Source organism: Streptomyces sp. NPDC044064 (assembly GCF_056434245.1).
Map to the genome: position 1 here is coordinate 1 of NZ_JBWKFN010000045.1, position 24782 is coordinate 24782.

19 protein-coding genes are annotated in these 24782 nt (G+C 69.8%); 4 read left to right on the forward strand and 15 right to left on the reverse strand.

Annotation, left to right across the window (positions count from 1 at the left end; all coding sequences use genetic code 11):
- Positions 1 to 258: 258 nt before the first annotated feature.
- The 3 genes from AC07DS_RS42645 to thyX all read right to left on the reverse strand — a co-directional run bounded on the left by AC07DS_RS42645 (position 259) and on the right by thyX (position 3952).
- Positions 259 to 1944: a ribonuclease J gene (locus tag AC07DS_RS42645; protein WP_479154121.1), complete on the reverse strand. Its 1686-nt coding sequence runs from the start codon at positions 1942 to 1944 to the stop codon at positions 259 to 261.
- A gap of 156 nt (positions 1945 to 2100) precedes the next feature.
- Positions 2101 to 3000, reverse strand: a complete 900-nt coding sequence (gene dapA / locus AC07DS_RS42650) for a 4-hydroxy-tetrahydrodipicolinate synthase (RefSeq protein ID WP_145885560.1) — start codon at positions 2998 to 3000, stop codon at positions 2101 to 2103.
- Positions 3001 to 3211: 211 nt separating this feature from the next.
- Positions 3212 to 3952, reverse strand: coding sequence for an FAD-dependent thymidylate synthase (gene thyX / locus AC07DS_RS42655; protein ID WP_145885559.1), 741 nt, complete (start codon positions 3950 to 3952; stop codon positions 3212 to 3214).
- Positions 3953 to 4126: 174 nt separating this feature from the next.
- On the opposite strand from thyX, the gene AC07DS_RS42660 reads away from it, so the two are divergent.
- Together AC07DS_RS42660 and AC07DS_RS42665 are read left to right on the forward strand one after the other, a co-directional pair.
- The gene (locus AC07DS_RS42660; RefSeq protein WP_479154122.1) at positions 4127 to 4363 is read left to right on the forward strand and encodes a hypothetical protein; all 237 of its coding nucleotides are present in this window, start codon (positions 4127 to 4129) and stop codon (positions 4361 to 4363) included.
- Positions 4364 to 4453: 90 nt separating this feature from the next.
- A complete protein-coding gene (locus AC07DS_RS42665) occupies positions 4454 to 5008 on the forward strand; it encodes a hypothetical protein (RefSeq protein WP_479154123.1) in 555 nt (184 codons plus the stop codon).
- 93 nt (positions 5009 to 5101) lie between these two features.
- Here AC07DS_RS42665 and AC07DS_RS42670 read toward each other — a convergent pair whose 3' ends face one another.
- The 5 genes from AC07DS_RS42670 to rpsO form a co-directional block, all read right to left on the reverse strand.
- Complete coding sequence (locus AC07DS_RS42670) at positions 5102 to 5554, reverse strand: hypothetical protein (protein WP_479154124.1); 453 nt, start codon at positions 5552 to 5554, stop codon at positions 5102 to 5104.
- Between the two features lie 13 nt (positions 5555 to 5567).
- The gene (dapB, locus tag AC07DS_RS42675; protein WP_145885555.1) at positions 5568 to 6320 is read right to left on the reverse strand and encodes a 4-hydroxy-tetrahydrodipicolinate reductase; all 753 of its coding nucleotides are present in this window, start codon (positions 6318 to 6320) and stop codon (positions 5568 to 5570) included.
- Positions 6321 to 6347: 27 nt separating this feature from the next.
- Entirely contained in the window at positions 6348 to 7727 is a 1380-nt protein-coding gene (locus AC07DS_RS42680) for a M16 family metallopeptidase (protein WP_479154125.1), read from the reverse strand.
- Positions 7724 to 9943 (reverse strand): polyribonucleotide nucleotidyltransferase, encoded by a 2220-nt coding sequence (locus AC07DS_RS42685; RefSeq protein WP_479154126.1) that lies wholly within the window; start codon positions 9941 to 9943, stop codon positions 7724 to 7726. Before AC07DS_RS42685 ends, AC07DS_RS42680 begins: the two co-directional genes overlap by 4 nt.
- A gap of 338 nt (positions 9944 to 10281) precedes the next feature.
- Positions 10282 to 10569 carry a 30S ribosomal protein S15 gene (gene rpsO / locus AC07DS_RS42690; protein ID WP_033529274.1) on the reverse strand — a complete coding sequence of 96 codons (288 nt, stop codon included), beginning with the start codon at positions 10567 to 10569 and terminating at the stop codon, positions 10282 to 10284.
- Between the two features lie 273 nt (positions 10570 to 10842).
- On the opposite strand from rpsO, the gene AC07DS_RS42695 reads away from it, so the two are divergent.
- The gene (locus tag AC07DS_RS42695; RefSeq protein WP_479154127.1) at positions 10843 to 11136 is read left to right on the forward strand and encodes a DUF397 domain-containing protein; all 294 of its coding nucleotides are present in this window, start codon (positions 10843 to 10845) and stop codon (positions 11134 to 11136) included.
- Between the two features lie 76 nt (positions 11137 to 11212).
- Here the strand turns inward: AC07DS_RS42695 and eccD are convergent, their stop codons facing one another.
- On the reverse strand, positions 11213 to 12721 hold the full coding sequence (eccD, locus tag AC07DS_RS42700) for a type VII secretion integral membrane protein EccD (RefSeq protein WP_479154160.1): 1509 nt from the start codon (positions 12719 to 12721) through the stop codon (positions 11213 to 11215).
- Positions 12722 to 13057: 336 nt separating this feature from the next.
- On the opposite strand from eccD, the gene eccCa reads away from it, so the two are divergent.
- Positions 13058 to 17032: a type VII secretion protein EccCa gene (eccCa, locus tag AC07DS_RS42705; RefSeq protein WP_479154128.1), complete on the forward strand. Its 3975-nt coding sequence runs from the start codon at positions 13058 to 13060 to the stop codon at positions 17030 to 17032.
- Positions 17033 to 17099: 67 nt separating this feature from the next.
- Here the strand turns inward: eccCa and AC07DS_RS42710 are convergent, their stop codons facing one another.
- The 6 genes from AC07DS_RS42710 to AC07DS_RS42735 all read right to left on the reverse strand — a co-directional run bounded on the left by AC07DS_RS42710 (position 17100) and on the right by AC07DS_RS42735 (position 24776).
- Complete coding sequence (locus AC07DS_RS42710; protein WP_479154129.1) at positions 17100 to 19208, reverse strand: protein kinase domain-containing protein; 2109 nt, start codon at positions 19206 to 19208, stop codon at positions 17100 to 17102.
- 39 nt (positions 19209 to 19247) lie between these two features.
- On the reverse strand, positions 19248 to 21458 hold the full coding sequence (locus tag AC07DS_RS42715; protein WP_479154130.1) for a protein kinase domain-containing protein: 2211 nt from the start codon (positions 21456 to 21458) through the stop codon (positions 19248 to 19250).
- 11 nt (positions 21459 to 21469) lie between these two features.
- Positions 21470 to 22450, reverse strand: a complete 981-nt coding sequence (locus tag AC07DS_RS42720; RefSeq protein WP_479154131.1) for a protein kinase family protein — start codon at positions 22448 to 22450, stop codon at positions 21470 to 21472.
- A 148-nt stretch (positions 22451 to 22598) separates the two neighbouring features.
- A complete protein-coding gene (locus AC07DS_RS42725) occupies positions 22599 to 22898 on the reverse strand; it encodes a WXG100 family type VII secretion target (RefSeq protein WP_094221041.1) in 300 nt (99 codons plus the stop codon).
- Positions 22899 to 22975: 77 nt separating this feature from the next.
- A complete protein-coding gene (locus AC07DS_RS42730) occupies positions 22976 to 23326 on the reverse strand; it encodes a WXG100 family type VII secretion target (RefSeq protein ID WP_393483635.1) in 351 nt (116 codons plus the stop codon).
- Between the two features lie 142 nt (positions 23327 to 23468).
- Positions 23469 to 24776 carry a S8 family serine peptidase gene (locus AC07DS_RS42735; RefSeq protein ID WP_479154132.1) on the reverse strand — a complete coding sequence of 436 codons (1308 nt, stop codon included), beginning with the start codon at positions 24774 to 24776 and terminating at the stop codon, positions 23469 to 23471.
- Positions 24777 to 24782 lie beyond the last annotated feature (6 nt).

The window sequence follows — 24782 nt, forward strand, 5'->3', positions numbered from 1 at the left end:
GGTGTTTCCGACTCTATCAGATCTTTTCTCGATCCGATTTCCTCGGTGCTTTCCAGGTTCTCGCTTTCGCGTTTCCCTTTCCGGCGGTTCCGACTTTATCAGAAGTTCTGAGCCGGATTTCCCACCCGCTCCGGGGCACCGTCGTCCAGCACACGAGGTACTGGGGGGTTCCCGGTTGGGCGGAGCCGTAAACGTACTGGAGCGGGGCGCCCCGATGCAAATCGAGGGGCCCCGCTCCGAGTTCGTGCGGACGAGGTGTCAGACCTCCACCACGACCGGCAGGATCATCGGCCTGCGGCGATACGTGTCGGAGACCCACTTGCCGAGGGTGCGCCGAACGAGTTGCTGCAGCTGGTGGGGCTCCACCACGCCATCCTGGGCCGAGCGCTCCAGGACCTCCGTGATCTTCGGGAGGACGTCGGCGAAGGCGGAGTCCTCGATGCCGGAACCGCGGGCCTGGACGTGCGGGCCACCGGTGATCTTGCCGGTGGAGGAGTCCACCACCACGAAGACCGAGATGATGCCCTCGTCGCCGAGGATCTTGCGGTCCTTCAGGGCCGGCTCGCCGACGTCACCGACGGAGAGGCCGTCGACATAGACGTAACCCGCCTGGACCTTGCCCGAGATCTTGGCCCTGCCCTCGATCAGGTCGACCACCACGCCGTCCTCTGCAATGACGATCCGGTCGTGCGGGACACCCGTCATCGCGCCCAGCTCGGCGTTGGCGCGCAGATGCCGCCATTCGCCGTGGACCGGCATCAGGTTCCTCGGGCGGCAGATGTTGTAGAAGTACAGCAGCTCGCCCGCGGAGGCATGGCCGGAAACATGCACCTTGGCGTTGCCCTTGTGGACGACGTTGGCGCCCCAGCGGGTCAGGCCGTTGATCACGCGGTAGACCGCGTTCTCGTTTCCGGGGATGAGGGACGAGGCCAGGATGACCGTGTCACCGTCGACGATACGGATCTGGTGGTCGCGGTTGGCCATCCGGGACAGGGCCGCCATCGGCTCGCCCTGGGAACCCGTGCAGACCAGGACCACCTCGTGGTCCGGCAGGTCGTCCAGCGTCTTGACGTCGACGACCAGGCCCGGCGGGACCTTCAGGTAGCCGAGGTCGCGGGCGATGCCCATGTTGCGGACCATGGAGCGGCCGACGAAGGCGACCCGGCGGCCGTACTCGTGCGCCGCGTCCAGGATCTGCTGGATGCGGTGGACGTGGCTGGCGAAGCTGGCCACGATGATTCGCTTGCGGGCGCCGGCGAAGACCTGGCGCAGGACGTTGGAGATGTCCCGCTCGTGCGGGGTGAAGCCCGGGACCTCGGCGTTCGTGGAGTCGGTGAGCAGGAGGTCGATGCCCTCTTCGCTCAGCCGTGCGAACGCGTGCAGGTCGGTGAGGCGGTTGTCCAGCGGGAGCTGGTCCATCTTGAAGTCGCCGGTGTGCACCACCATGCCCGCGGGGGTGCGGATGGCGACGGCCAGGGCGTCCGGGATGGAGTGGTTGACCGCGATGAACTCGCAGTCGAAGGGGCCGATGCGCTCGCGGTTCCCCTCCGCCACCTCCAGGGTGTACGGGCGGATCCGGTGCTCCTGGAGCTTGGCCTCGATGAGGGCGAGGGTCAGCTTGGAGCCGATCAGCGGGATGTCCGGCTTCTCGCGCAGCAGGAAGGGGACGCCACCGATGTGGTCCTCATGACCGTGCGTGAGGACGATGCCCTCGATGTCGTCGAGGCGGTCCCGGACGGACGAGAAGTCCGGAAGGATCAGGTCGATTCCGGGCTGCTCCTCCTCGGGGAAAAGCACTCCGCAGTCGACGATCAGGAGACGGCCCCCGTACTCGAAGACCGTCATGTTTCGGCCGATCTCACCGAGGCCGCCGAGCGGGGTGACGCGCAGGCCGCCCTCAGTGAGCGGCGGGGGCGGGCCGAGTTCAGGATGCGGATGACTCAAAAGACTCTCCTCACCACGCACGCCACGTACCGGCCGGGCACGTGGCGCGCATGACGTTCGTGCAGAAGCAGTTGTCGTTGTCGGGTGCGGGCACCGGTGGCCCGCTTATGCGGTTGTGGATTCAGTTGTGAAGCTCGGGTGGTGCCAAGTCTGTTGTCAGAGCTGTACCCCGCCGGCGGCAAGATCGATCTTGAGCTGGGCGATCTCCTCGGCCGAGCACTCGACCATGGGGGCGCGCAGAGGTCCGGCGGGGAGTCCCTGCAGGGCGAGCGCGGCCTTCGTGGTCATCACGCCCTGAGTGCGGAACATGCCCGTGTACACCGGGAGCAGCTTCTGGTGGATCTCGGTGGCCTTGACGACGTCGCCCGAGGTGTACGCGTCGACGAGGGCGCGCAGGTCGGGGGTGACGAGGTGGCCGACGACCGACACGAAGCCGACCGCGCCCACGGAGAGCAGCGGCAGGTTCAGCATGTCGTCGCCGGAGTACCAGGCGAGACCGGACTGGGCGATGGCCCAGCTGGCGCGGCCGAGGTCGCCCTTGGCGTCCTTGTTGGCGACGATCCGGGGGTGCTCGGCGAGGCGGACGAGCGTCTCGGTGTTGATCGGGACGCCGCTGCGGCCGGGGATGTCGTAGAGCATGACCGGCAGCCCGGTGGCGTCCGCGACGGCCGTGAAGTGCCGGTACAGACCCTCCTGCGGGGGCTTGTTGTAGTACGGCGTGACGACCAGCAGGCCGTGTGCGCCGACGCGCTCGGCTTCGCGGGCCAGCTCCAGGCTGTGGTGGGTGTCGTTGGTGCCGACGCCGGCGACAATGTGGGCGCGGTCGCCGACCGCCTCCAGTACGGCTCGTACGAGGTCCGATTTCTCCGCGTCACTGGTGGTGGGGGACTCGCCGGTGGTGCCGTTGATGATCAGGCCGTCGTTGCCTGCGTCCACCAGGTGGGTGGCGAGCCGCTGCGCGCCGTCGAGGTCGAGTGCGCCGTCCGCCGTGAAGGGCGTGACCATGGCGGTGAGGACCCGCCCGAAGGGGGTCTGCGGAGTCGAGGTCGGAGCCATGGGTAACACGCTACTCGGTGCTCCATGCGTGGTCTGCCCTTGGGGTGCCTGGAAAGTCCGGACAAATGCGGAGCCCGGCACTGCCTGCTCGGGGGTTCAAGCAGTGCCGGGTCCGTTTGATCAGGCTAGATGAACTTCTCTAAATGCCGCAATACGGACACTTCGCGCGGCTGATCCGTACATCCGTTCCGCGTGGGGGAACAGGGCTTCGTTACGGGGCCACACGGCCGTTCGCATTGAAGGCCGCGTAGGTGAGCGGCATGAGCCTGGCCCACTCCGCCTCCATCTTCTCGCCGACCATCTCGATCTCCCGCTGCGGGAAGGACGGCACCTTCGCCAGCTCGTGCTGGGTGCGCAGGCCGAGGAAGTGCATCAGCGAGCGGGCGTTGCAGGTGGCGTACATCGAGGAGAAGAGGCCGACCGGGAGGACCGAGCGGGCGACCTCGCGGGCGACGCCGGCGTCCAGCATCTCCTGGTAGGCCGTGTAGGCCTGCAGGTACGAGTCCTCCATGATGCGGCCGACCAGCTCCTGCTGGGCCTGGGTGCCCTCGACGAAGACGTACTTGCCGGGGCGCCCCTCCTGGACCAGCTTGCGGGACTCGTCCGGGACGTAGAAGACCGGCTGCAGCTCCCGGTAGCGGCCCGACTCCTCGTTGTACGACCAGCCGACCCGGTGCCGCATGAACTCGCGGAACACGAAGATCGGGGCGCTGATGAAGAAGGTCATCGAGTTGTGCTCGAACGGGCTGCCGTGCCGGTCGCGCATCAGGTAGTTGATCAGGCCCTTGGAACGCTCCGGGTCCTTGTTCAGCTCGTCCAGGGACTGCTCCCCGACAGTCGACACACGGGCCGCGAAGAGAACGTCCGAGTCCGCTGCGCTGTGTTTGACCAGTTCGACGGTGACATCACTACGCAGATCGATCTTGAGTTCGTCGTCGGGGGTGGGGGTCACGATTCGGCGGGTCCTTCCCATCTGGTCTCTTGCGGACGCCACTCTACGGCCCGCCAAACGGGGCGTTCGTCGTCGTGCCTGAATGAAATTGGTGAAACCGGGCACCGATTGCGACGCTTGTTCGTCTGTGTGGGTGAGACTCATCCGTTTCATCCCTGAAGGAGACGTACTCCCATGTTTCGTCGGCGTGAGCCCGTGCCCTTCGCCTTTGTGGCCGAGGCGGACCGGTTCCGCAGCAATGTCGCTCCCCCGCCCCGTCAGCGGGCGTCCGTCGGCCGGATGGCCGGGAGCTGGCTGCTGGGCCTCACCGTCGTCGCCGGGCTCGTCGGAGCGGTGATCATCGGCACGCCGGCCCTGTCCACGCCGTCCGGTACGCCGGCCCAGCAGTCCCAGGCCGCACAGGGGCGCTGACCCTTACGGCCGCCCAGGAGTGGTGGGCGGGAACCCGGCCGGATAGCCTCACCGGGCACAGCCCCAGCAAGGATTGAGTGAGGACCAGCCGTGCCCCTGCCCTTCCTGACGGCCGACCGCACCTTCGAGGCGGCTTCCGAGAGCCCGCTGCCCTTCGACGACCGCGAGCGCTGGCGGCGCCCCTACCGGCCCGGCCCCGGACGCGTGGGCGGGGCGGCCCTGGGCCTGCTGCTGTCCTCGTTCGTGCTGTTCGCGGCGGTCCTGATCGCCCTGACCGGCTCGGTGTCCTCGGCCGGTGTGGTCTTCGGCGTGGCGCTGGCGGTCATCGGCAGCGCGCTGCGGATGCTGCGCATGGGCGTGTGGGTGAGCGCACGCGGACTGCGCCACGTCGGCTTCCTGCTGACGCGTACGGTGCCCTGGCAGCGGGTGGTCTCGGTGCGGACGGCCCAGCAGCCGGTGCGCTGGCTGGGGCTGCCCCGCACGGTGCAGGGGCAGGCCCTGACGCTCGTAGGCAAGGACCGGCCCACCGAGGACATGGCGCCCCTGCTGACCTCGCACGGCCTGGACTTCCTGAACCGCCCCGCAGCCTTCGACCGGGCGGCGGACACGGTGGAGGCGTGGGCCGCGGAGTACGGGCGCCACTGACCGGAGCAGACAAGCCGGAGGGGCCGTCCGCTGTGCCGCGGACCGGCCCCTCTGTCGTACGGGTCTCTTCTCCGGCCAGGCCGCCGGTGGGGCTCAGGCCTGGACGGGCCTGCCGTCGTGCAGGGCGATGGCACGCAGCATCGCCTTGCGGGCGCGCGGGGTGTCCCGCGCGTCGTGGTAGGCGACGGCGAGCCGGAACCAGCTGCGCCAGTCCTCCGGAGCCGCCTCCGTCTCGGCCTTGCGCCTGGCGAACACCTCGTCGGCCGAGTCGCGGTCGATCCGGCCGCCCGGGGTGCGCTTCAGCTCGTCGACGGGCAGCCCGCCCTCGGCGTCGAGTTCGGCGGCCAGCTGGTTGGCCTTGCGGACGAATTGGGTGTTCTTCCACAGGAACCACAGGCCGATGACCGGCAGGATGAGCACCGCGACCCCGAAGGTGACGGTGAGGACCGTGCCGGACTGGATGAGCATGACGCCGCGGCTGCCGACCAGCACGAAGTAGAAGAGCAGGACGGCGGCCGTGACGAGGTAAGTGATCTTCGCGCGCATGACGTCTTCGGGCTCAGCTCAGGTCCAGGAAGTGCTCAAGGCCGAAAGTCAGGCCCGGAGTCGACACCACGCGGCGGGCGCCGAGCAGGATGCCCGGCATGAAGCTGGTGTGGTGCAGGGAGTCGTGACGGATCGTGAGGGTCTCGCCCTCGCCGCCGAGCAGCACCTCCTGGTGTGCCAGGAGGCCGCGCAGACGCACGGCGTGCACCGGGACGCCGTCGACGTCGGCGCCCCGGGCGCCGTCCAGGGCCGTCACGGTGGCGTCCGGCGCCGGGGCCGTGCCGGCGGCGCGGCGGGCCTCGGCGATGAGCTGGGCGGTGCGCGTGGCGGTCCCCGAGGGAGCGTCCACCTTGTTCGGGTGGTGCAGCTCGACGACCTCGACCGACTCGAAGTACGGCGCGGCGATCTGCGCGAACTTCATGGTCAGGACGGCCCCGATGGAGAAGTTCGGGGCGATGAGCACGCCGGTCTCCGGGGACTGGGCGAGCCAGCCCTTCAGCTGCGCGAGGCGCTCGTCGGTCCAGCCCGTCGTACCGACGACCGCGTGGATGCCGTGGCGCACGCAGAAGTCGAGGTTGCCCATGACGGAGGCGGGAGTGGTCAGCTCGACGGCGACCTGGGCGCCGGTCTCCGCCAGCGTCTCCAGCTTGTCGCCCCGGCCGAGAGCGGCGACCAGCTCCATGTCCTCGGCGGCCTCGACCGCCCGTACCGCCTCGGATCCGATCCTGCCCTTGGCACCGAGGATCGCCACGCGCAGCTTGCTCATGTTTCCTGCTTCCTAACCGGTGGTGTTTCAGGCGACGGCGTCGTGCAGACGGGAGGCCTGCTTGTCCTTCAGCGGGCCGATGACCGACAGCGACGGGCGCTGTCCCAGGATGTCGCGGGCGACCGAGCGGATCTCGTCCGGGGTGACCGCGGAGATCCGGGCCAGCATGTCGTCGACCGACATCTGCTCGCCCCAGCACAGCTCGCTCTTGCCGATACGGTTCATCAGCGCGCCGGTGTCCTCCAGGCCCAGGACGGTGGAGCCCTGGAGCTGGCCTATGGCGCGCCTGATCTCGTCGTCGGAGAGGCCGCCCGCGGCGACGTTGTCGAGTTCGTCGCGGCAGATCTTCAGCACGTCGTGCACCTGGCTCGGGCGGCAGCCCGCGTACACGCCGAACAGGCCGCAGTCGGCGAAGCCGGAGGTGTACGAGTACACGCTGTAGGCGAGGCCGCGCTTCTCCCGGACCTCCTGGAAGAGGCGGGAGGACATGCCGCCGCCGAGCGCGGTGTTGAGCACGCCCATGGCCCAGCGACGGTCGTCCGTGCGGGCCAGGCCGGGCATGCCGAGGACGACGTGCGCCTGCTCGGTCTTGCGGGCGAGCAGTTCGACCTTGCCGGCCGTGCGGATCGTACGGCGGCCGTCGCGCGGGGCGATGGGCTGCGCGTCCAGGTTCTTGAAGGCGCCCGCCCTCTCGAAGGCCGCGCGGACCTGGCGTACGACCTTGTTGTGGTCGACGTTGCCGGCGCAGGCGACCACGAGGTGGGTCGGGTCGTAGTGCTTCTTGTAGAAGCGGCGGATGCGGTCGGCGCTGAGGGCGTTGACCGTGTCGACCGTGCCGAGGACGGGGCGGCCGAGGGCGTTGTCGCCGAACATCGTGTGCGCGAACAGGTCGTGCACACAGTCGCCCGGGTCGTCCTCGGTCATCGCGATCTCTTCGAGGATCGCGCCGCGCTCGACGTTGACGTCCTCCTCGACGATGAGCGAGCCGGTCAGCATGTCGCAGACGACGTCGATGGCGAGCGGCAGGTCGGTGTCGAGCACCCGCGCGTAGTAGCACGTGTACTCCTTGGCCGTGAACGCGTTCATCTCGCCGCCGACCGCGTCGACCGCGGAGGAGATGTCCAGGGCCGACCTGCGACTGGTGCCCTTGAAGAGCAGGTGCTCCAGGTAGTGCGTGGCGCCGTTCAGGGACGGCGTCTCGTCGCGGGAGCCGACGTGGGCCCAGATGCCGAAGGTCGCGGAGCGGACCGAGGGCAGGGTCTCGGTGACGATGCGCAGGCCGCCCGGGAGGGTGGTCTTGCGGACCGTGCCGATGCCGTTGGTGCCCTTGATCAGGGTTTGGGTACGGGCGACGGCCCGCGCCTCCGAAGAGGTGCGGGCCGTCGCCTTGGAGCTACGGGACGTCACTGCTCGGCGTCGTCCTTCGTCGTCTCGTCGCCTTCTTCGCCCTCGACCACCGGAACGAGGGACAGCTTGCCGCGGGAGTCGATCTCGGCGATCTCGACCTGGACCTTCTGGCCCACACCGAGGACGTCCTCGACGTTCTCCACGCGCTTGCCGCCGGCGAGCTTGCGGATCTGCGAGATGTGCAGCAGACCGTCCTTGCCCGGGAGCAGCGACACGAACGCACCGAAGGTCGTCGTCTTCACGACCGTACCCAGGTAGCGCTCGCCGACCTCCGGCATGGTCGGGTTGGCGATGCCGTTGATCGTGGCACGGGCGGCCTCGGCGGCCGGGCCGTCGGCGGCACCGATGTAGATGGTGCCGTCGTCCTCGATCGTGATCTCGGCGCCGGTGTCCTCCTGGATCTGGTTGATCATCTTGCCCTTGGGGCCGATGACCTCGCCGATCTTGTCGACCGGGATCTTCACGGTGATGATCCGCGGCGCGTTCGGGGACATCTCGTCCGGCGTGTCGATCGCTTCCATCATCACGTCGAGGATGTGGAGGCGGGCGTCGCGGGCCTGCTTGAGGGCCGCGGCCAGGACGGAGGCCGGGATGCCGTCCAGCTTGGTGTCGAGCTGGAGGGCGGTCACGAACTCCTTGGTGCCGGCGACCTTGAAGTCCATGTCGCCGAAGGCGTCCTCCGCACCGAGGATGTCGGTGAGGGTGACGTAGTGCGTCTCGCCCTCGATCTCCTGGGAGATCAGGCCCATGGCGATACCGGCGACCGGGGCCTTCAGCGGCACACCGGCGTTCAGCAGCGACATGGTGGAGGCGCAGACCGAGCCCATGGACGTCGAGCCGTTGGAGCTCAGCGCCTCGGAGACCTGGCGGATCGCGTAGGGGAACTCCTCGCGCGTCGGCAGGACCGGCACGAGGGCGCGCTCGGCGAGGGCGCCGTGGCCGATCTCGCGGCGCTTCGGGGAGCCGACGCGGCCGGTCTCACCGGTGGAGTACGGCGGGAAGTTGTAGTTGTGCATGTAGCGCTTGCGGGTCACCGGGGAGAGGGTGTCCAGCTGCTGCTCCATGCGGAGCATGTTGAGGGTGGTGACGCCCAGGATCTGGGTCTCGCCACGCTCGAACACCGCGGAACCGTGCACCCGCGGGATGGCCTCGACCTCGGCGGCGAGCGTACGGATGTCCGTGACGCCGCGGCCGTCGATGCGCTTCTTCTCCTTGATCACGCGCTCGCGGACCAGCTGCTTGGTGAGCGAGCGGTACGCGGCGGAGATCTCCTTCTCGCGGCCCTCGAACTCCGGCAGGAGCTTCTCGGCGGCGAGCGCCTTGACGCGGTCCAGCTCGGACTCGCGCTCCTGCTTGCCCGCGATGGTCAGCGCGGAGGCGAGCTCCGGGCGGACGGCGGCGGTGAGCGCCTCCAGGACGTCGTCCTGGTAGTCGAGGAAGATCGGGAACTCGCCGGTCGGCTTGGCGGCCTTGGAGGCGAGGTCGGCCTGGGCCTTGCAGAGCACCTTGATGAAGGGCTTCGCGGCTTCCAGACCGGCGGCGACGACCTCCTCGGTCGGCGCCTCGGCGCCGCCCTCGACGAGCTTGATGGTCCCGTCGGTGGCCTCGGCCTCGACCATCATGATCGCGACGTCGCCGTCCTCCAGGACGCGGCCCGCGACCACCATGTCGAAGACGGCGTCCTCGAGCTCGGTGTGCGTCGGGAACGCGACCCACTGGCCGCGGATCAGCGCGACGCGGACGCCGCCGATCGGGCCGGAGAAGGGCAGACCGGCCAGCTGCGTGGACGCGGACGCGGCGTTGATCGCGACGACGTCGTACAGGTGGTCGGGGTTGAGCGCCATGATCGTGGCGACGACCTGGATCTCGTTGCGCAGGCCCTTCTTGAAGGACGGGCGCAGCGGGCGGTCGATCAGACGGCAGGTGAGGATCGCGTCCTCGGAGGGACGGCCCTCACGGCGGAAGAAGCTGCCGGGGATCTTGCCGGCGGCGTACATCCGCTCCTCGACGTCCACCGTCAGCGGGAAGAAGTCGAGCTGGTCCTTGGGGTTCTTGGAGGCGGTGGTGGCCGACAGCACCATGGTGTCGTCGTCCAGGTACGCCACGGCGGAACCGGCGGCCTGCTTGGCCAGGCGGCCCGTCTCGAAACGGATCGTGCGGGTGCCGAAGGCGCCATTGTCGATGACGGCCTCGGCGTAGTGGGTCTCGTTCTCCACTAGCGTTTTCTCCTCGTCTTCGTCCCTGGGCTGCCCGTGTGGCAGGGGGACGGTTACGGAGAAGCGCGCCGTGCTGTGCGGGCCGGTCTTCGATCGAAGCACCCGGGGCTCGCTTCCCCCCGGGGGCCACTACCGAGGACCGGCGGCGGCTTGGGTGCGCTTCTCCTCGTTCTGTGTCGTACGTACTGCGTTGTGCTACCACACTACAAAGCGTGAGTGACACTCCGCACGTTTCCGCACGTACGACGGGGGCTTGCCTGCATACGACAGGACTTCCCCCTATACGGCAAAAGGAGCGGTTCCCGAGTCCTTCCGGGAACCGCCCCCCTCACGGCGTCTTACTTGGCGCCCGCAGCACCGCGGCGGATGCCCAGGCGGTCGACCAGCGTACGGAAGCGCTGGATGTCCTTCTTCGCCAGGTACTGCAGCAGGCGACGGCGCTGACCGACCAGGATCAGCAGACCACGGCGGGAGTGGTGGTCGTGCTTGTGGGTCTTGAGGTGCTCCGTCAGGTCGGAGATCCGACGCGAGAGCATGGCGACCTGGACCTCGGGGGAGCCGGTGTCGCCCTCCTTGGTACCGAACTCGCTGATGATCTGCTTCTTCGTAGCGGCGTCGAGCGACACGCGTACTCCTCAGTAGTCTGTGAGTGCCCACCGAGCGCCCCCGGTCTGCTTCTCGGGGGAGCTTCCGTGACTCGGAAGGCGGGGATCCGCTGAGCGCTGCCTCCGGAGCCTTCTGAGAGGGCTCCGGGGGTGCGTACACAAACGGCCGTCACACAGGGTACCAGCCGGTGGCGGGAACCCTCTCCCGCCTTTCGGAACACCCCGGTCCGACGGGAGGCGGCCACTAGGGTGAGCGTGCTGATCGTACGTACGTCGGGAAGGGGTCGCTCCGGGATGGCGGAGACGGAAGCGGAGATCAGGGCGCGCAAGGAGCGGGAGCGCGACGAGCTGTACGCGCTCGACATCTCGGACGCCGAGTGGCACTGCGCCCCGGGTACGGAGGAGCACGAGGAGCGGGTCGAGATCGCGTACCTCCCGGACGGGGCGGTGGCGATGCGGTCCTCGCTCGACCACGGCACCGTGCTGCGGTACACGGAGGCGGAGTGGCGGGCGTTCGTCCTGGGTGCCCGGGACGGGGAGTTCGATCTGAAGCCGATGCCGCACGAGGGCGGACTCGCGGCGGAGTGAGCGGAACGCAGAACTGGGCGGCACGCGCGCGTGCCGCCCAGTTCTGTTTCCTCTGCGTCCGGTGATCCGGCGAGGGCTAGCTGGTCATCGCCCGCGCCCGCTCGTACACGTCGAACACGGCCAGTGCCAGCGGGATCAGCGTGAGCAGGACGAAGCTCTCGGCGATCTCCAGGAAGCGGCCCCAGAAGGGGGTGACACCGCGCCGCGGGGTGATCAGAGCGATCGCGGTGACCAGGGCGGTGGCCGCGCCGACCGCCGCGGCGAGCCAGACGCTGCGGATGTCGAGGGCGTTGGTGTGGCCCTGGAGGGCGTCGATCAGGTAGCTCCGGGGCGGGTTCAGCGCGAGGCCGAGGCCGAGGAAGACGATCGCGGCGAGGCCCGCGGCCAGGGTGGCGCCGACCTGCGCGGTGTAGCGGAAGAGATGCGCCCGCATCAGCATCGCCACGCCGGTCGCGAGGGCCAGGAGCTGGGCCCAGATGTTGCTGGAGAAGCCGAGGACGATCGACGCGCCGACCGCGACGAGGGCGCAGCCGCCGACGAAGCCGACGAGGAGTTCGTGGCCGCGCCGGGCCTGGGCGGCCACCCGCTCGAGGTCCACGGGCTCCTGCGGGGCGGGCTCACCGCTGTCGTAGCCGCCGCGGGAGGGGTTGGGCGGCTCGAAGCCGATGGGCAGCCGTGCGAAGCGCATGGACAGGCCCGGCAGGAAGGCCAGTGCCACGACGGACAGCGGGGCGCAGACGGCGGCCGTCTCGATGGGCTCCAGCTTGGTGAGGATCGCGATGAAGCTGGTGATCAGACCGATGGCCGAGGCGAAGACGAACGCCACGAAGGGTCCGTCACCGCCCGGCGACACGAGGGTGAGCACCACGGAGGCGACCAGGACCGCCGCGCAGGCGAGCAGGAACTGGAGCCGTCCGATGCCCTGCCCGGCGGAGAGTGACAACAGCCCCGAACCGGCCACGGCGGCGTTCGGCAGGGCGCCGAGCCCCAGTGCGACCGCGGAGCCCCGGTCGCCGTACACACGGGCGCGTACGCAGGCGATGGTGACCAGCAGGACGCCGGTGACGCCCGCGATGATGCCCTGCAGGCTGTGCATGTCGTGGTGGATCTGGGAGCTCCAGGCCACGAACGCGATCAGCGCGGGCAGGATGCCGCCCGCGACGAGACCGGCTGCACGGGTGAGGTCGCCGCTCCACAGGGTGCGGTCGCGGGTGACGGCGGAGGCCACCGCCTCGGAGACGTCGTCGAGGACCGCGGGCGGCAGCGACTCGGCGAACGGGCGCAGGGTGAGCAGTTCGCCGTCGAGGATGCGCTGTGCCGTGAAGGACCGGGCGCCGTCGAGGACGGCGCCGTCCCGCCGCACGAGGTGGTAGCCGACCGGCGCGCCCTCGGCGGGGCTCTGCTGGGACAGGCGCAGAATCTCCGGGTAGAGGTCGGCGACCGGTACGTCGTCGGGCAGTGCCACGTCGATGCGGCTGTCGGGCGCCACGATGGTGACCCGGCAGAAGCCGAATCCCATGCCTGCCCCGGAAGGGGCTCCGGTGCCCGGTCCACCGGTCGCGCCGGCAGGCGCGGAGGCCGTCATGCTCACCTGCTGTTCCCCCTCGTCGGCGGTGGGGCGGCCGTGGTGCCGCCGCGCACTCTTCCGCCCGTAAAGATCCTGTGTAGGTTGGGCCGCGCCCTTCGCACCGCCGGCCAACCGAGCGGTCGCATCCGGGGGTTGCGAGGTGGCGCTTGCTTCGAACCGTTGCGGATTGCCCGGGTTTTCCCGGCATGATTCGCAACTGCTCACGCGTCTCACCGGCACCCTACCGCCCGCTGTTGTCCGTGGTTGTCAGTAGGATCGCGCTTCGCGGTCGACGTCCGCCTGACACGGGGCGGCGGACGAAACATCTCGGTCCGGCAAGGGAATTGGTGCGTAGTGAGCCACATCGTCGTCAAGCGCCCACCGCGGGCACTGCCGAAGGAAGTGCCCACGGACGAGGTCGTACTGCAAGCGCCGCCGGAGCTTCCGCGCGGTCAGCAGGAAGGCGCTCTGATGCAGCTCCTGCCCATGCTCGGCATGGGCGGGTCCGTGGTGTTCTTCTTCAACCCCCAGGCCCAGCCCTTCATGAAGATCATGGGCATGGTGATGGTGGCCTCGACGATCGGCATGGGCATCTCGATGCTGATCCGCTACCGCCGCGGCAGCCAGGGGCAGATGGCCGACATGCGCCGTGACTACCTCCGCTACCTGTCGCAGACCCGGCGTGCCGCCTTGGGGACCGCGAAGTCCCAGCGCGACGCCCAGTACTACCTGCACCCTTCGCCGGAGCAACTGTGGGCGCTGGTCGCCGAGGGCAGCCGGGTGTGGGAACGGCGCACCGGTGACGAGGACTTCGGGCAGGTACGGGTGGGCCTCGGCCCACAGGCCCTGGCCACTCCCCTGATCCCGCCTCAGACCGCCCCGGTCGACGAGCTGGAGCCGCTGACCGCGGGCGCCATGCAGCGATTCCTGGCCACGCACAGCGCCCTCGACGACCTGCCGATGGCGGTGTCGCTGCGCGCCTTCTACCACGTGACGATCAGCGGCGAGCCGGACACCGTGCGCGGCACCGCCCGCGCCGTCACCGCCTCCCTCGCCTCGCTGCACTCCCCCGAGGACCTGGTCGTCGCCGTCGTCACCGGCCGCGCGTCGGCGCCCGAGTGGGAGTGGGCCAAGTGGCTGCCCCACGCGCAGGCCCCGGGCGTCGCCGACGGCGCCGGCAGCGTGCGCCTGATCACCACCGACCCGGTGGAGCTGGAGGACCGGCTCGCCGCCCGCCTGCAGGGCCGCCCGCGCTTCCACCCCGGCGGACCGCCGGTTCCCGAACAGCCGCACGTGGTGGTCGTGCTCGACGGCATCTCCCTGCCGCCGACGTCGTTGCTGGCGAGCCCCGAAGGCATGCAGGGCGTGACGGTCCTGGAGGTCGTGCCCGGCGACCTCACCATCGGCCGCGGCGACCTCTCCGTGATCGTGCAGCCCCACGAACTGCGCCTGGAGTCTGCGCACGGCATGGTCTACGACGGGACGCCGGACGTCCTGTCGTACGAGGCCGCGGAGGCTCTCTCCCGCCAACTGGCGCCGCTGCGCGTGGCGTCGGGCGGCGACGACGACCAACCGCTGCTCGCCAACCTGGAGTTCACGGATCTGCTGAACCTGGGCGACGCGGCCTCGGTCGACACGAAGCGGACCTGGCGGCCGCGCTCGCAGTCGGAGCGGCTGCGTGTGGCGATCGGTCTCGGCGAGGACGGCCGGCCCGTGATGCTGGACCTCAAGGAGGCCGCCCAGGAGGGCATGGGCCCGCACGGCCTGTGCGTCGGTGCGACCGGCTCCGGCAAGTCGGAGCTGTTGCGCACGCTCGTTCTCGGCCTCGCCGTGACCCACTCCTCCGAGACGCTGAACTTCGTCCTCGCCGACTTCAAGGGTGGTGCCACGTTCGCGGGCATGGCCCAGATGCCGCACGTGGCGGCCGTGATCACCAACCTTGCGGACGACCTGACCCTCGTCGACCGCATGGGCGACTCGATCCGCGGTGAGCTCAACCGCCGCCAGGAGATGCTCCGCGACGCGGGCAACTACGCGAACATCCACGACTACGAGAAGGCCCGCGCGGCCGGCGCGCCGCTGCAGCCGATCCCGTCCCTCGTCCTGGTGATCGACGAGTTCAGCGAACTGCTCACCGCGAAGCCGGACTTCATCGAGATGTTCGTGCAGATCGGCCGTATCGGCCGTTCGCTGGGCGTGCACCTGCTGCTCGCCTCCCAGCGTCTGGAGGAGGGCCGGCTGCGCGGCCTGGAGACCTACCTCTCCTACCGCATCGGTCTGCGGACGTTCTCCGCGGCCGAGTCGCGCGCCGCGCTCGGCGTCCCGGACGCCTACGAACTGCCGAACGTCCCGGGCTCGGGTTTCCTGAAGTTCGGTACGGACGAGATGGTGCGCTTCAAGGCGGCGTACGTCTCCGGCGTGTACCGCACGAGCTCGCAGCAGGCCGCGGTGCTCGGCGGCCCGCTGCCCGTCGACCGCAGGCCGGTCCTCTTCACGGCGGCCGAGGTCCCGGTGCAGTACGCGCCGGTCCCGAAGCAGCGTCAGGAGGCGCCCGAACAGCAGAAGGACGACGCGCTCGCCGACACCGTCCTCGACGTGATCGTGCGGCGCCTGGAGGCGCAGGGTCCGGCCGCCCACCAGGTGTGGCTGCCCCCGCTGGACAGCCCGCCGTCGCTCGACACGCTGCTGCCGGGGCTCGCCCCGGTGCCCGGCCGTGGCATGACGCAGCCGGGCTACGAGGGCGCGGGACGGCTCGTCGTCCCCGTCGGGCTCATCGACAAGCCCTACGAGCAGCGCCGCGACCCGCTGTGGCTCGACTTCGGCGGCGCGGCCGGCCACATGCAGATCGTCGGCGGCCCGCAGTCCGGCAAGTCGACTCTGCTGCGCTCCATCATCGCGTCGTTCGCCCTCACCCACACCCCGCGGGAAGTGCAGTTCTACGGCCTGGACTTCGGCGGTGGCGGTATGGCCGCGGTGGCCGGCCTGCCGCACATGGGCGGCTTCGCCTCACGTCTGGACCCCGAGAAGGTCAGGCGTACGGCGGCCGAGGTGTACGGCGTCATGACCCGACGCGAGGAGTACTTCCGCTCCGCCGGCATCTCCTCCATCGCGGAGTTCCGCTCCCGCCGCGCGCGCGGCGACATCTCGGTGACCGACCAGCCCTGGGGCGACGTCTTCCTGGTCATCGACGGCTGGGGCAACTTCCGCACGGACTACGAGGCCCTGGAGCCGCTGGTCCTGGACATCGCCGCGCGCGGTCTGGGCTACGGCATCCACCTGATCCTCACGGCCTCGCGCACGATGGAGGTCCGCGCGAACCTCAAGGACCACCTGATGAACCGCCTGGAGCTGCGGCTGGGCGACCCGATGGACTCCGAGATCGACCGCAAGGTCGCGGCGAACGTCCCCACCGGTGTGCCCGGTCGCGGTCAGACCCCGCAGAAGCAGCACTTCATGGCGGCGGTCCCGCGCATCGATGGCCTCTCCTCGGACACGGACCTCGCGGAGGCGTCGACCGCCCTCGCGGCCGAGGTCAGCCGTCACTGGCAGGAGCCCGGCGCGCCGGAGGTACGCCTGCTGCCCCGCGAGTTCGCCGCGGCTCAGCTTCCTCCGGGCAACCGCTTCCCGAACCGCGGAATCTCCTTCGCCCTGGACGAGGACAACCTCGAGCCGGTGTTCGTGGACTTCGAACAGGACCCGTTCTTCCTGGTGTTCGGCGAGAGCGAGTCCGGGAAGTCGAACCTGCTGAAGCTGCTGATCAAGGGCCTCACCGAGCGCTACGACGGCAACTCCTGCAAGCTGTTCGTCGTCGACAACCGCCGCTCGCTGCTCGGGGTGACACCGCCGTCCCACCTGGCGGAGTACATCCCCATGTCCAACCAGATGCAGCACCACATGGACGCACTGGCCGACCTGATGCAGCGCCGCACACCGACGGCCGACGTCACCCCGGAGCAGCTGCGCGAGCGCAGCTGGTGGCGGGGCCCCACGGTGTACGTCGTCATCGACGACTACGACCTCGTGTCCACGTCCAGCGGCAACCCGCTGTCGGGCCTGACGGAACTCCTGCCGTTCGCCCGCGACGTCGGCGTCCGCTTCATCATCGCCCGCTCCACGGCGGGCGCGTCCCGTGCCGGCTACGAGTCCTTCATGCAGCGCATCAAGGAACTCGGCGCCCAGGGCGTGGTCCTCGCGGGTGATCCGGCGGAGGGCGACCTGCTCGGCGGGGTCCGGCCGCGGCCGATGCCCGCGGGGCGCGGGGTGTTCGTTTCACGGAAGAGGGGGAAGCCGATGGTGCAGGTCGGTCTGGTCCCGGACGGGCCCGCGTGACGGCCGGCTGACGTACGGAGAAATCGGGGCAGTGGCCGCCGGTCGGCCACTGCCCCTCCGTATGGGCTCAGAACACCGGCAACGCGTAGAGCGAGTCGTCGTTCCTGATGAACGCCCTGTTGCCGGCGACCGCGATTCCATGGTGCTCGGCCTCGGGCAGTGCGTAGGTCCAGCCCAGGAAGCCGTTGGCCACGTTCACGGCGTTGATCTCGGTCTTGTAGGCGTGGTCGACCGTCCACACGCCGGTGCCCTGGACGAGGACGGGGCTGTCGCTGCTGCCGTCGCTCCGGGAGGTCCAGGTGTTGCTGCCGTCGGTGAGGGCGCGGCGCTCGGGGAACATCCCGCCGACCGCGTAGACGGAGTCCCCGTGCACGCTCACCGGGCCCCACTCCGCGAGGGCCCGGTACATGTCCCTGGTCGTGTGCTCCCAGATCTCGTGGCCGTCGGCGAGCCTCAGTGCTGCCAGTGTCCTGCCGTTGAGGTACACGACCCCGTCCCGCACGACGGGATCGATCGAGATCTCCTTCGCCTGGTCGGGTCGCTGCCACACCAGGCGGCCATCGTCTGTCGCCATGGCCAGTACGTCGCCGTCGACCGTCGGGAGAACCAGACGTCCGCGGCCGACGGCCACGCTCGCGGAGATCTTTCCGCGGTGTTCCGACGGGATCCGGGCCGTCCAGCGGACCTTGGCATCCGATCGGCCGACGCTGCGCAGCCGGTGGTCCTTCGTCATGACGTAGACGGCCTCGTCGTCCGCTGCCACGACAGCCGCGGCGTCGGCGGCCGCGGTCCACTTGCGCTCGCCGGTGGACGGCACGAACGTGTGCAGGGTTCCTTCGGCGTCGACGGCGACGACCAGGCGGTCGGACAGCGAGAGGTAGTGATCCGGCTGTACGTCCCGTGCCGCCCAGCGCCGTTTTCCGTCCACGACGTTGTAGGCCGCGATGCCGCGTTCTCCGTTGCCGTAGTCCCCGACCACGATGACGTCCCGCACCGGCAGTGGAGCGGCGGAGTCCTGGTCGATGACGTCGTGACGGCTCCACAGCGCCTTGGGTGACCCCTCGACGATGTAGTCACCGTCGTCCGCCACGAGCAGCCGGGCCTTCGGTGTCTTCACGGCAGGAGGGATGTCGAACGGGCCGTCCTTCTTGTCCCGGCCCGGCTGCTGCCGGAGCAGCCACCATCCCGTCGTACCTCCCCCCGCGGCGAGCACCGTGCCGCCGGCGGCGACGCCGGTGAGCAGACGGCGCCTCGTCACGGTCGTGGCGGCAGTCGAGGAGCCCGTCGCGGGCGGCGCGGTGAGCCGGCGTACCTGGCGTTCCCGCTCCTTGATCTCGTCCCCGACCGGGCCGCGCTGCCACACGCGGCCACTGTTCTTCGGCGGGGCGAATGCCGTGGCGATCTGTCCCGGGGCCGGCCGTGACGCACCGTCCTTGGCCAGGCAGGGGGCGACGAGCGTGTGCAGCTGAGGGGGCAGGCCGTCCCAGCGCGGTTCGCCGTGGACGACCTCGTACTGTACGGCGGCCACGTGGCCCCCCTCGAACGCGCGCCGGCCGGTGGCCGCGTAGACGAGAACGGCGCCCAGGGAGAACACGTCCGCGGCGGGTGTCACTCGCCGCCCCAGGACCTGCTCGGGGGCGCCGTACCCCGGTGTGACCGGGATCTGGCCGGTCGTGGTGAGCGTCAGGCCGTGCTCCGGGCGCGCGATGCCGAAGTCGATGACCCGTGGTCCGGTCGACGTCAGCACGATGTTCTGGGGTTTGAGGTCGCGGTGGATGAAGCCCACCGCGTGGATGTCCGCCAGGGTCTGCGCGATCGACGCCGCCAGGGCGCGCACGCTCGCCTCGTCGAGCGGTCCGTGCTTGTCGACCGCCTGGTCCAGGGTCGGTCCGGTGAGGAACTCGGTGGCGATCCAGGGCCGCCCGCCCTCGGTCTGCGCGCCCAGGACCGCCGCCACGCCGGGGCTTCGCACCGCCTGCGCCGCGAGCGCCTCACGTACGAAGCGCTGGGCGAGGTTCGCGTCGTGCGCGAGTTCCGGCCGGAGCACCTTGATGGCGGCGAGGGTCCCGGCGCCGTCCTGGCCGGTGTACACCTTCCCCATGCCGCCCTCGCCCAGCACTCCGAGCAGACGGTACGGCCCGAGACGGATCGGGTCGCCGGTACCCAGGGGTTTCATCGCTGACTGCTCTCTCTTCCGTTCACCGGAGGCCGGCGCTCACTTGAGGGGGAATGCCGCAAGGAACTTGCCGCCCAGGGCGATGGTCACCCGGGCCTTCTCGTGGGCGATGAATCGGTTCCCGGTGGTCTTGTAGGAGGCCGTGGGCGTGTGCGACGACAGATCGATGGCCCAGAGTTCCGAGGAACGCTTGCTGTACGCGTAGTCCGTGCCGATCACCGGCGCGGCGGACACGTCCGCCTTCGTTCCCGCGCCGCCCTTCTCCTCCCACCGCACCCGCCCGCCGGCGGAGCCGAAGGCGACGAGGCCGAGGCCCTTCTCGACGGCGTGGACCACGCCGTCCTTGACCGCCGGGGGTCCGTAGGTGCGCCCGGGGCGTTCGGTCTTCGAGTCCCACACCTGAGCACCGTCGCTCAGCCGCAGGGCCCGCAACCGCCCGTTGCCCAGGTACAGGTTCTCGGCGTCCGTCGCCAGCGGCCCCCGTACGCGGTCCGGTGCGACGCCCTCGAACGGCTTGTCCCAGCGGACGGCACCCGTACGAGTGTCCCGTACGACGATGCGGACCTTGCCGTCGTTCGTCTCCTGCAGGGCCACCAGGTTGTGGCCGACGACTCGGGCCGTGAGGAAGTGCAGGCGGTCGGTTCGGTCCGCTCGTGAGGGCAGCGGCCTGGTCCACAGCTTCTTCCCCGTGCTGATGTCGACGGCGAAGAGGGACCAGGACTGGGACGCCAGGAAGTACGTGTCGTACTTCCCCCTGCCTCCCGCCGCGTACACGACGCCATCGGCCGTGCACAGCACCTGGTTCTGGGAGATGACCCCGTTGAAGTCGGTGAGCTGGGCGAACGGCTTGGCCGCCCTGCCCGTGCCCATGTCGACGGACGCCAGGATGAGCGGAAAGCCGCCTGGCTTGCCCGCGTTTCCGTCGGATCCCGGCGGGGCCACCATGCGCACGAGGTTCTCGCCGTCCGTGGCGATCTGCCAGTGGATCTCCATCTGCTCGGACGTCCACCGGACCTGTCCCGAACCGGCATCGATTCCGCCGAGACCGGTACCGGCCACCAGCGTCACGAGGTCCCCGACGGCGAGCGGCTGCGCGGGCGGGACCGTGCCGTACGGCGGATCGGCGACCTGGATCTGCCAGATCGAGTCGAGCTTCTTCTTCGGCAGCAGGCTGTTGCTGGGGCTCGCGACAGGCTGCTTCTCGTGCACACCGGACCGTCGGCTCCAGGCCCAGGCTCCGGCGCCGGCGGCCGCCGCGCCGAGCGCCACTGCGCCGCCCGTCAGCAGCAGTCGGCGACGGGACATCGGCGCGGCCGGTGCGGCCGGCGACGGTGCGTACGGCACCGACGGTGCGGCCAGTCGCCGAGGGATGATCTGCCAGACCTCGGTGGCACGGCGGGCGATCTCCGCGAGCAGCGCGTCAGGCAGGTGCTGTGCGAACTCGCCGGATCCGTCGTGGAGTCGAGCGGCGAGTGCCGAGGTGGTCGGCCGGCGGAACGGGTTCTTGTCCAGGCACGGGGCGAGAATCGGGACCAGGGCGGCGGGTACGTCGCTCAGGTCCGGGTCGCCGTACCGGACCCGGTAGAGAAGGTCGGCGGTCTGCCCGTGGCCGAACGGGGCACGGCCGGTGGCGGCGTGGACGAGCACTCCGGCCAGCGCGAACACGTCGCCCGCCGCGGTGTGTTCCTCCCCGCTCGCCTGCTCCGGTGACATGAAGGCCGGGGTGCCCACGGCCGCCCCGACCCTGGTGAGACGGTCGTCGCCGATCGCGCGCGCGATACCGAAGTCGATGACCTTCGGCCCGTAGGCCGTGACCAGGATGTTGGACGGCTTGAGGTCGCGGTGGACCACTTCGGTGCTGTGCAGCTGGCCGAGCGCCCCGCACAGAGCCGCACCGAGGGCACGCACGGTGGCCTCGGGGAGCGGACCGGCCAGTTCGACCGCCTCGTCGAGCGGCGGACCGAGTACGTACTCGGTGGCGATCCAGGGTGTCTCGGCCTGCGTGTCCGCCTCCACCACCTGCGCGCCGTGCCGCCCGCCGATGACGCGCGCGGCGTCGGCCTCCAGCCGGAACCGGGTCCGGGCACTGGGGTCCGAGGCGATGCCGGCGTGCATCGTCTTGACCGCGACGGTCCGTCCACCGCCCGAGCGCGCCAGGTAGACCGTGCCCATGCCGCCGCTGCCGAGGCGGGCGACCGGGCGGTACGGTCCGAACGCTTGCGGATCGTCGTGAGTGAGCGGAGTGGGCATGGCGGCGGTCGTCAGTCCTGGCGTGAGGCGGGCACGGTGGAACGCGGGATCTCGGCACTGAGTACGGCGGCCGACTGGTGGGCGATGGCCGCGATCACGCGGCTCGGCAGCCAGCCCGGACCGAGCAGCGCGGCGGTTCTGGTCGCGAGCCCGGCGTCGGCCGGCACCTGGCCCATGGCGGAGGCAGTCGCTGCGGCCGGTTCGAGCGGGGCGGTCGGAGCGAACAGGTCGAGCAGTTCGGCCAGTTGAGGCCGCTCCCCGGGGTCACGGCCCAGACAGCGGCCGACGATCGTGCGCAGTGCGGAGGGAAGCTCGTCGCGTTCGGGCGTGGTGTGGCCGGTGGCGGCGTAGGCGAGCGTCGCGCCCAGGGCGTACACATCACCGAGTGGCCGTGGCCGCCCGCCGGACGCCTGCTCGGGTGGCAGGCTGCCCTGCTCCAGTCCCGGCAGACCGGAACGGGCCGTGCCGTCCGGGGCCGCGGCCCGAACGGCTCCGAAGCAGGTGAGGCGTGGCCCGTCGGCGGCGAGCAGCACGGCCGCCGGGGACACACCGGCGTACGCCAGTCCCTGCCCGTGGGCGATGACCAGAGCCTCGGCGAGAGCGGCGCCCAGGGCACGCACGGTGCGCTCGGGAAGTGGGCCGCCGTGCACGGCGAGTGCGGTGGGAAGAGGAAGCGCCGGGAGATAGGGGCGGGCGTGCCAAGCGGCTTCTCCGGCGGCGGCGTAGGCGACGGCGGGCGTCATGAACTGGCCGAGGAGGTAACGAGAGGCCTCGGCCTCCGCCATGAAGCGCTGTACATCGGTGCCCGCGAGCGGAGTGCTGAGCAGGACGGTGTGCTCACCGTCGGCGCTGCGGGCGATGTGGCGCCGCTCCGGCACCGGGATACGGCCGCGGGGGTCGTCCAGCGCGGTGATCAGGACGTAGGGGCCGATCCGCCGGGAGGCCGAGACGCCCTGCTGCGCTTCGCCCGATCCTGCGGTTGTCGCGTGCACCTGATTCCCAGTCCTTGTCTGTGCGCTTCCCGGCTCCTCGGCCGCGACCCAAAATCGGGCCACCGGTGCGAGATCGGGCTGCGGACCAACGACAGGGTGGGCGCCTCCCGCGCGCGCCCACCCTGGAGTTGCTTCTGCGAGGCTCGGCCTACCGGAAGTAGGAGGCCGCCTTCTTGTCACCTTCCATGTACGTACCGCCGGACTGGGCGACGACGTGACCGATGCCGGTCAGGGCCTGGTGGATGTCGTTCGCCTCCTTGTCCCAGCGGTGCAGCTTCTCGTTGAAGGTGCCCTGTGCCTCGCCCTCCCAGTACTGCAGGCTGCTCACGACCATCTTGCGGAGCTCCTGCAGGTCCTGCTCGAGCGTGCTCGCCTCGTTACCGATCTTGGTCGCCGCGACGTCGAGCCCGTCATAAGTGACTGACAGTCCCTCAGCGTTGTTGGCCATGCCTGTTCCCTCGTCTCGCTGGTGTGTAGCTGGTGGATGCGCCGGCTGCCCGGCGGTTGTCCTGAGTGCCGCTCGGCTCAGTAGGAGCTGAGGGAAGACGTCGGAACCGTGGGAGCGCCGTCCTGGAGGTCGATCTTGTTGACGGCCGCGCGGACTTCGTCTTCCTTGCTGTCCTTGATGTTGCGGGTCGAGGTCATCGCCTCAATGACGTCACTGAGGATGTTGCCGATGTTCCGCAGCGACTCGTTGATCTCGAACTGCTTCTTGTCGAAGGCGGCACGGCCGATACCCTGCCACTGGCCCTCGAGGCCGTCGATGACGCCCTGAAGCCCGTGCACCCGCTTCTGGATGCCCTCGTACTTCTCGGCCATCTGCTTCTGCAGGTGGACTACTGCGGCATCTTCGAGCTTCTGCTTTCCGCCGGCCATGATCGGCCCTGCCTTTCGTGTGTTCGTTGTTGATCTGATGGTTTCGGCTCACCGCTGCGCTCATTGCTCTGCAGGGTGAGCACGAAGTCCCTGTCCTGCCCGAACAGCACAGGGCTGCTACGGCTGGTGACGACTGATCACGTCACTTGGCGCGTCGCGCCCGCACGACGGCCAGGCCTCCGCCGCCGATCACGACGACCGCGGCGATGGCGCCGAGCGCGATCCAGAGGGTGTTGCTGTCGCTCGACGATTCGGTGCTTGATCCTGCCGCTGAAGTAGCGCCGCCAGAACCCTTTTCCGGGGCTTGTGACGGGGTTGATGCAGAAGCGGAGGGCGACGTCGAGTGGGAGGACGAGGAGCCGCTCGCCGACTTGGCCAGCACGTCCCCGCCGTTCTCCTTGCGGAGCGGATCGACGTTCGGCGGGCCGGGGTTGTAGTTGGGGTTCGCCAGCACCGTGCGGGGGCGAATGGCACCATAACCGAGGTAAGTGCTCGGCTTGTTCTTCGGCCAGCTACGGCCGGCCGTGTCGATCAGCGCCCGGGTGACCTGGTTCACCGTCCAGTCGGGGTGGGCGGACCAGATCAGCGCGGCAGAGCCCGAGGTGATCGCCGTTGCGGAACTCGTACCGTTCATGTTGTCGCAGTACGAGCGGAATTTCGCGTCGCACCAGCCGGGGAAGTTCTGCCCCGGAGCCGCGAGGTCGACCCAGCCGCCGTGCGAGGAGAACTTCGAGACCGTACCGGATGCGTCGATCGACGCCACGCCGATTACATAATCGTCGGCCGCCGGATAACCAATGGTGCCACCTGATTTCTGACCGTCGTTACCGACTGAAGCGACCAGCAACTTGCCTTTGGAGGCGGCGTAATTGATAGCCGCCTGCTCATAGGAGTCAGGCCCCTCTGCACCGAAGGACATGCTGATGATCTTCGCATCAGTGTCGGCTGCCGCCCTGATCGCGGTGGTGGAATCGGGCATCTTCCGATTCTCCGCGTCGTCCTTCCGGTCCTCAAGCTTGATATGGATCGGAATGATCTTGGCTCCGGGTGCCAGCCCTTTCAGGCCGCCACCTGCTCCCGTCCCCGCGATCAGCTCAGCCATGGTTGTGCCGTGGCCGGCGTTATCGTCGGTGGCCCGGTACGCGACCGACTTCGGAACGTCGTCCGTCAGGACCTGCCCCTTGAGTGACGAGGTGTTCGCGTTCACTCCGCTGTCGATGACAGCGACCTTCACGCCCTTCCCCGTGCTGACCTTCCACATCTTCTCGGCCTGCATCGGCCCGAGGTACCACTGCTTCGACTGAACGTCGTCCGCGGCGGCACTCGGAGCCAAGCCGACAGTGGTGGCGGCCAGGGCGCCGACGACCGCTGCCGCAGCACGCGCTCGCCTGCCCCAGCGCGCCCTGCGGACCGTGGCCTGCTCGGCTCGTCGGCTGATCCCTGACTTCATCGTCCT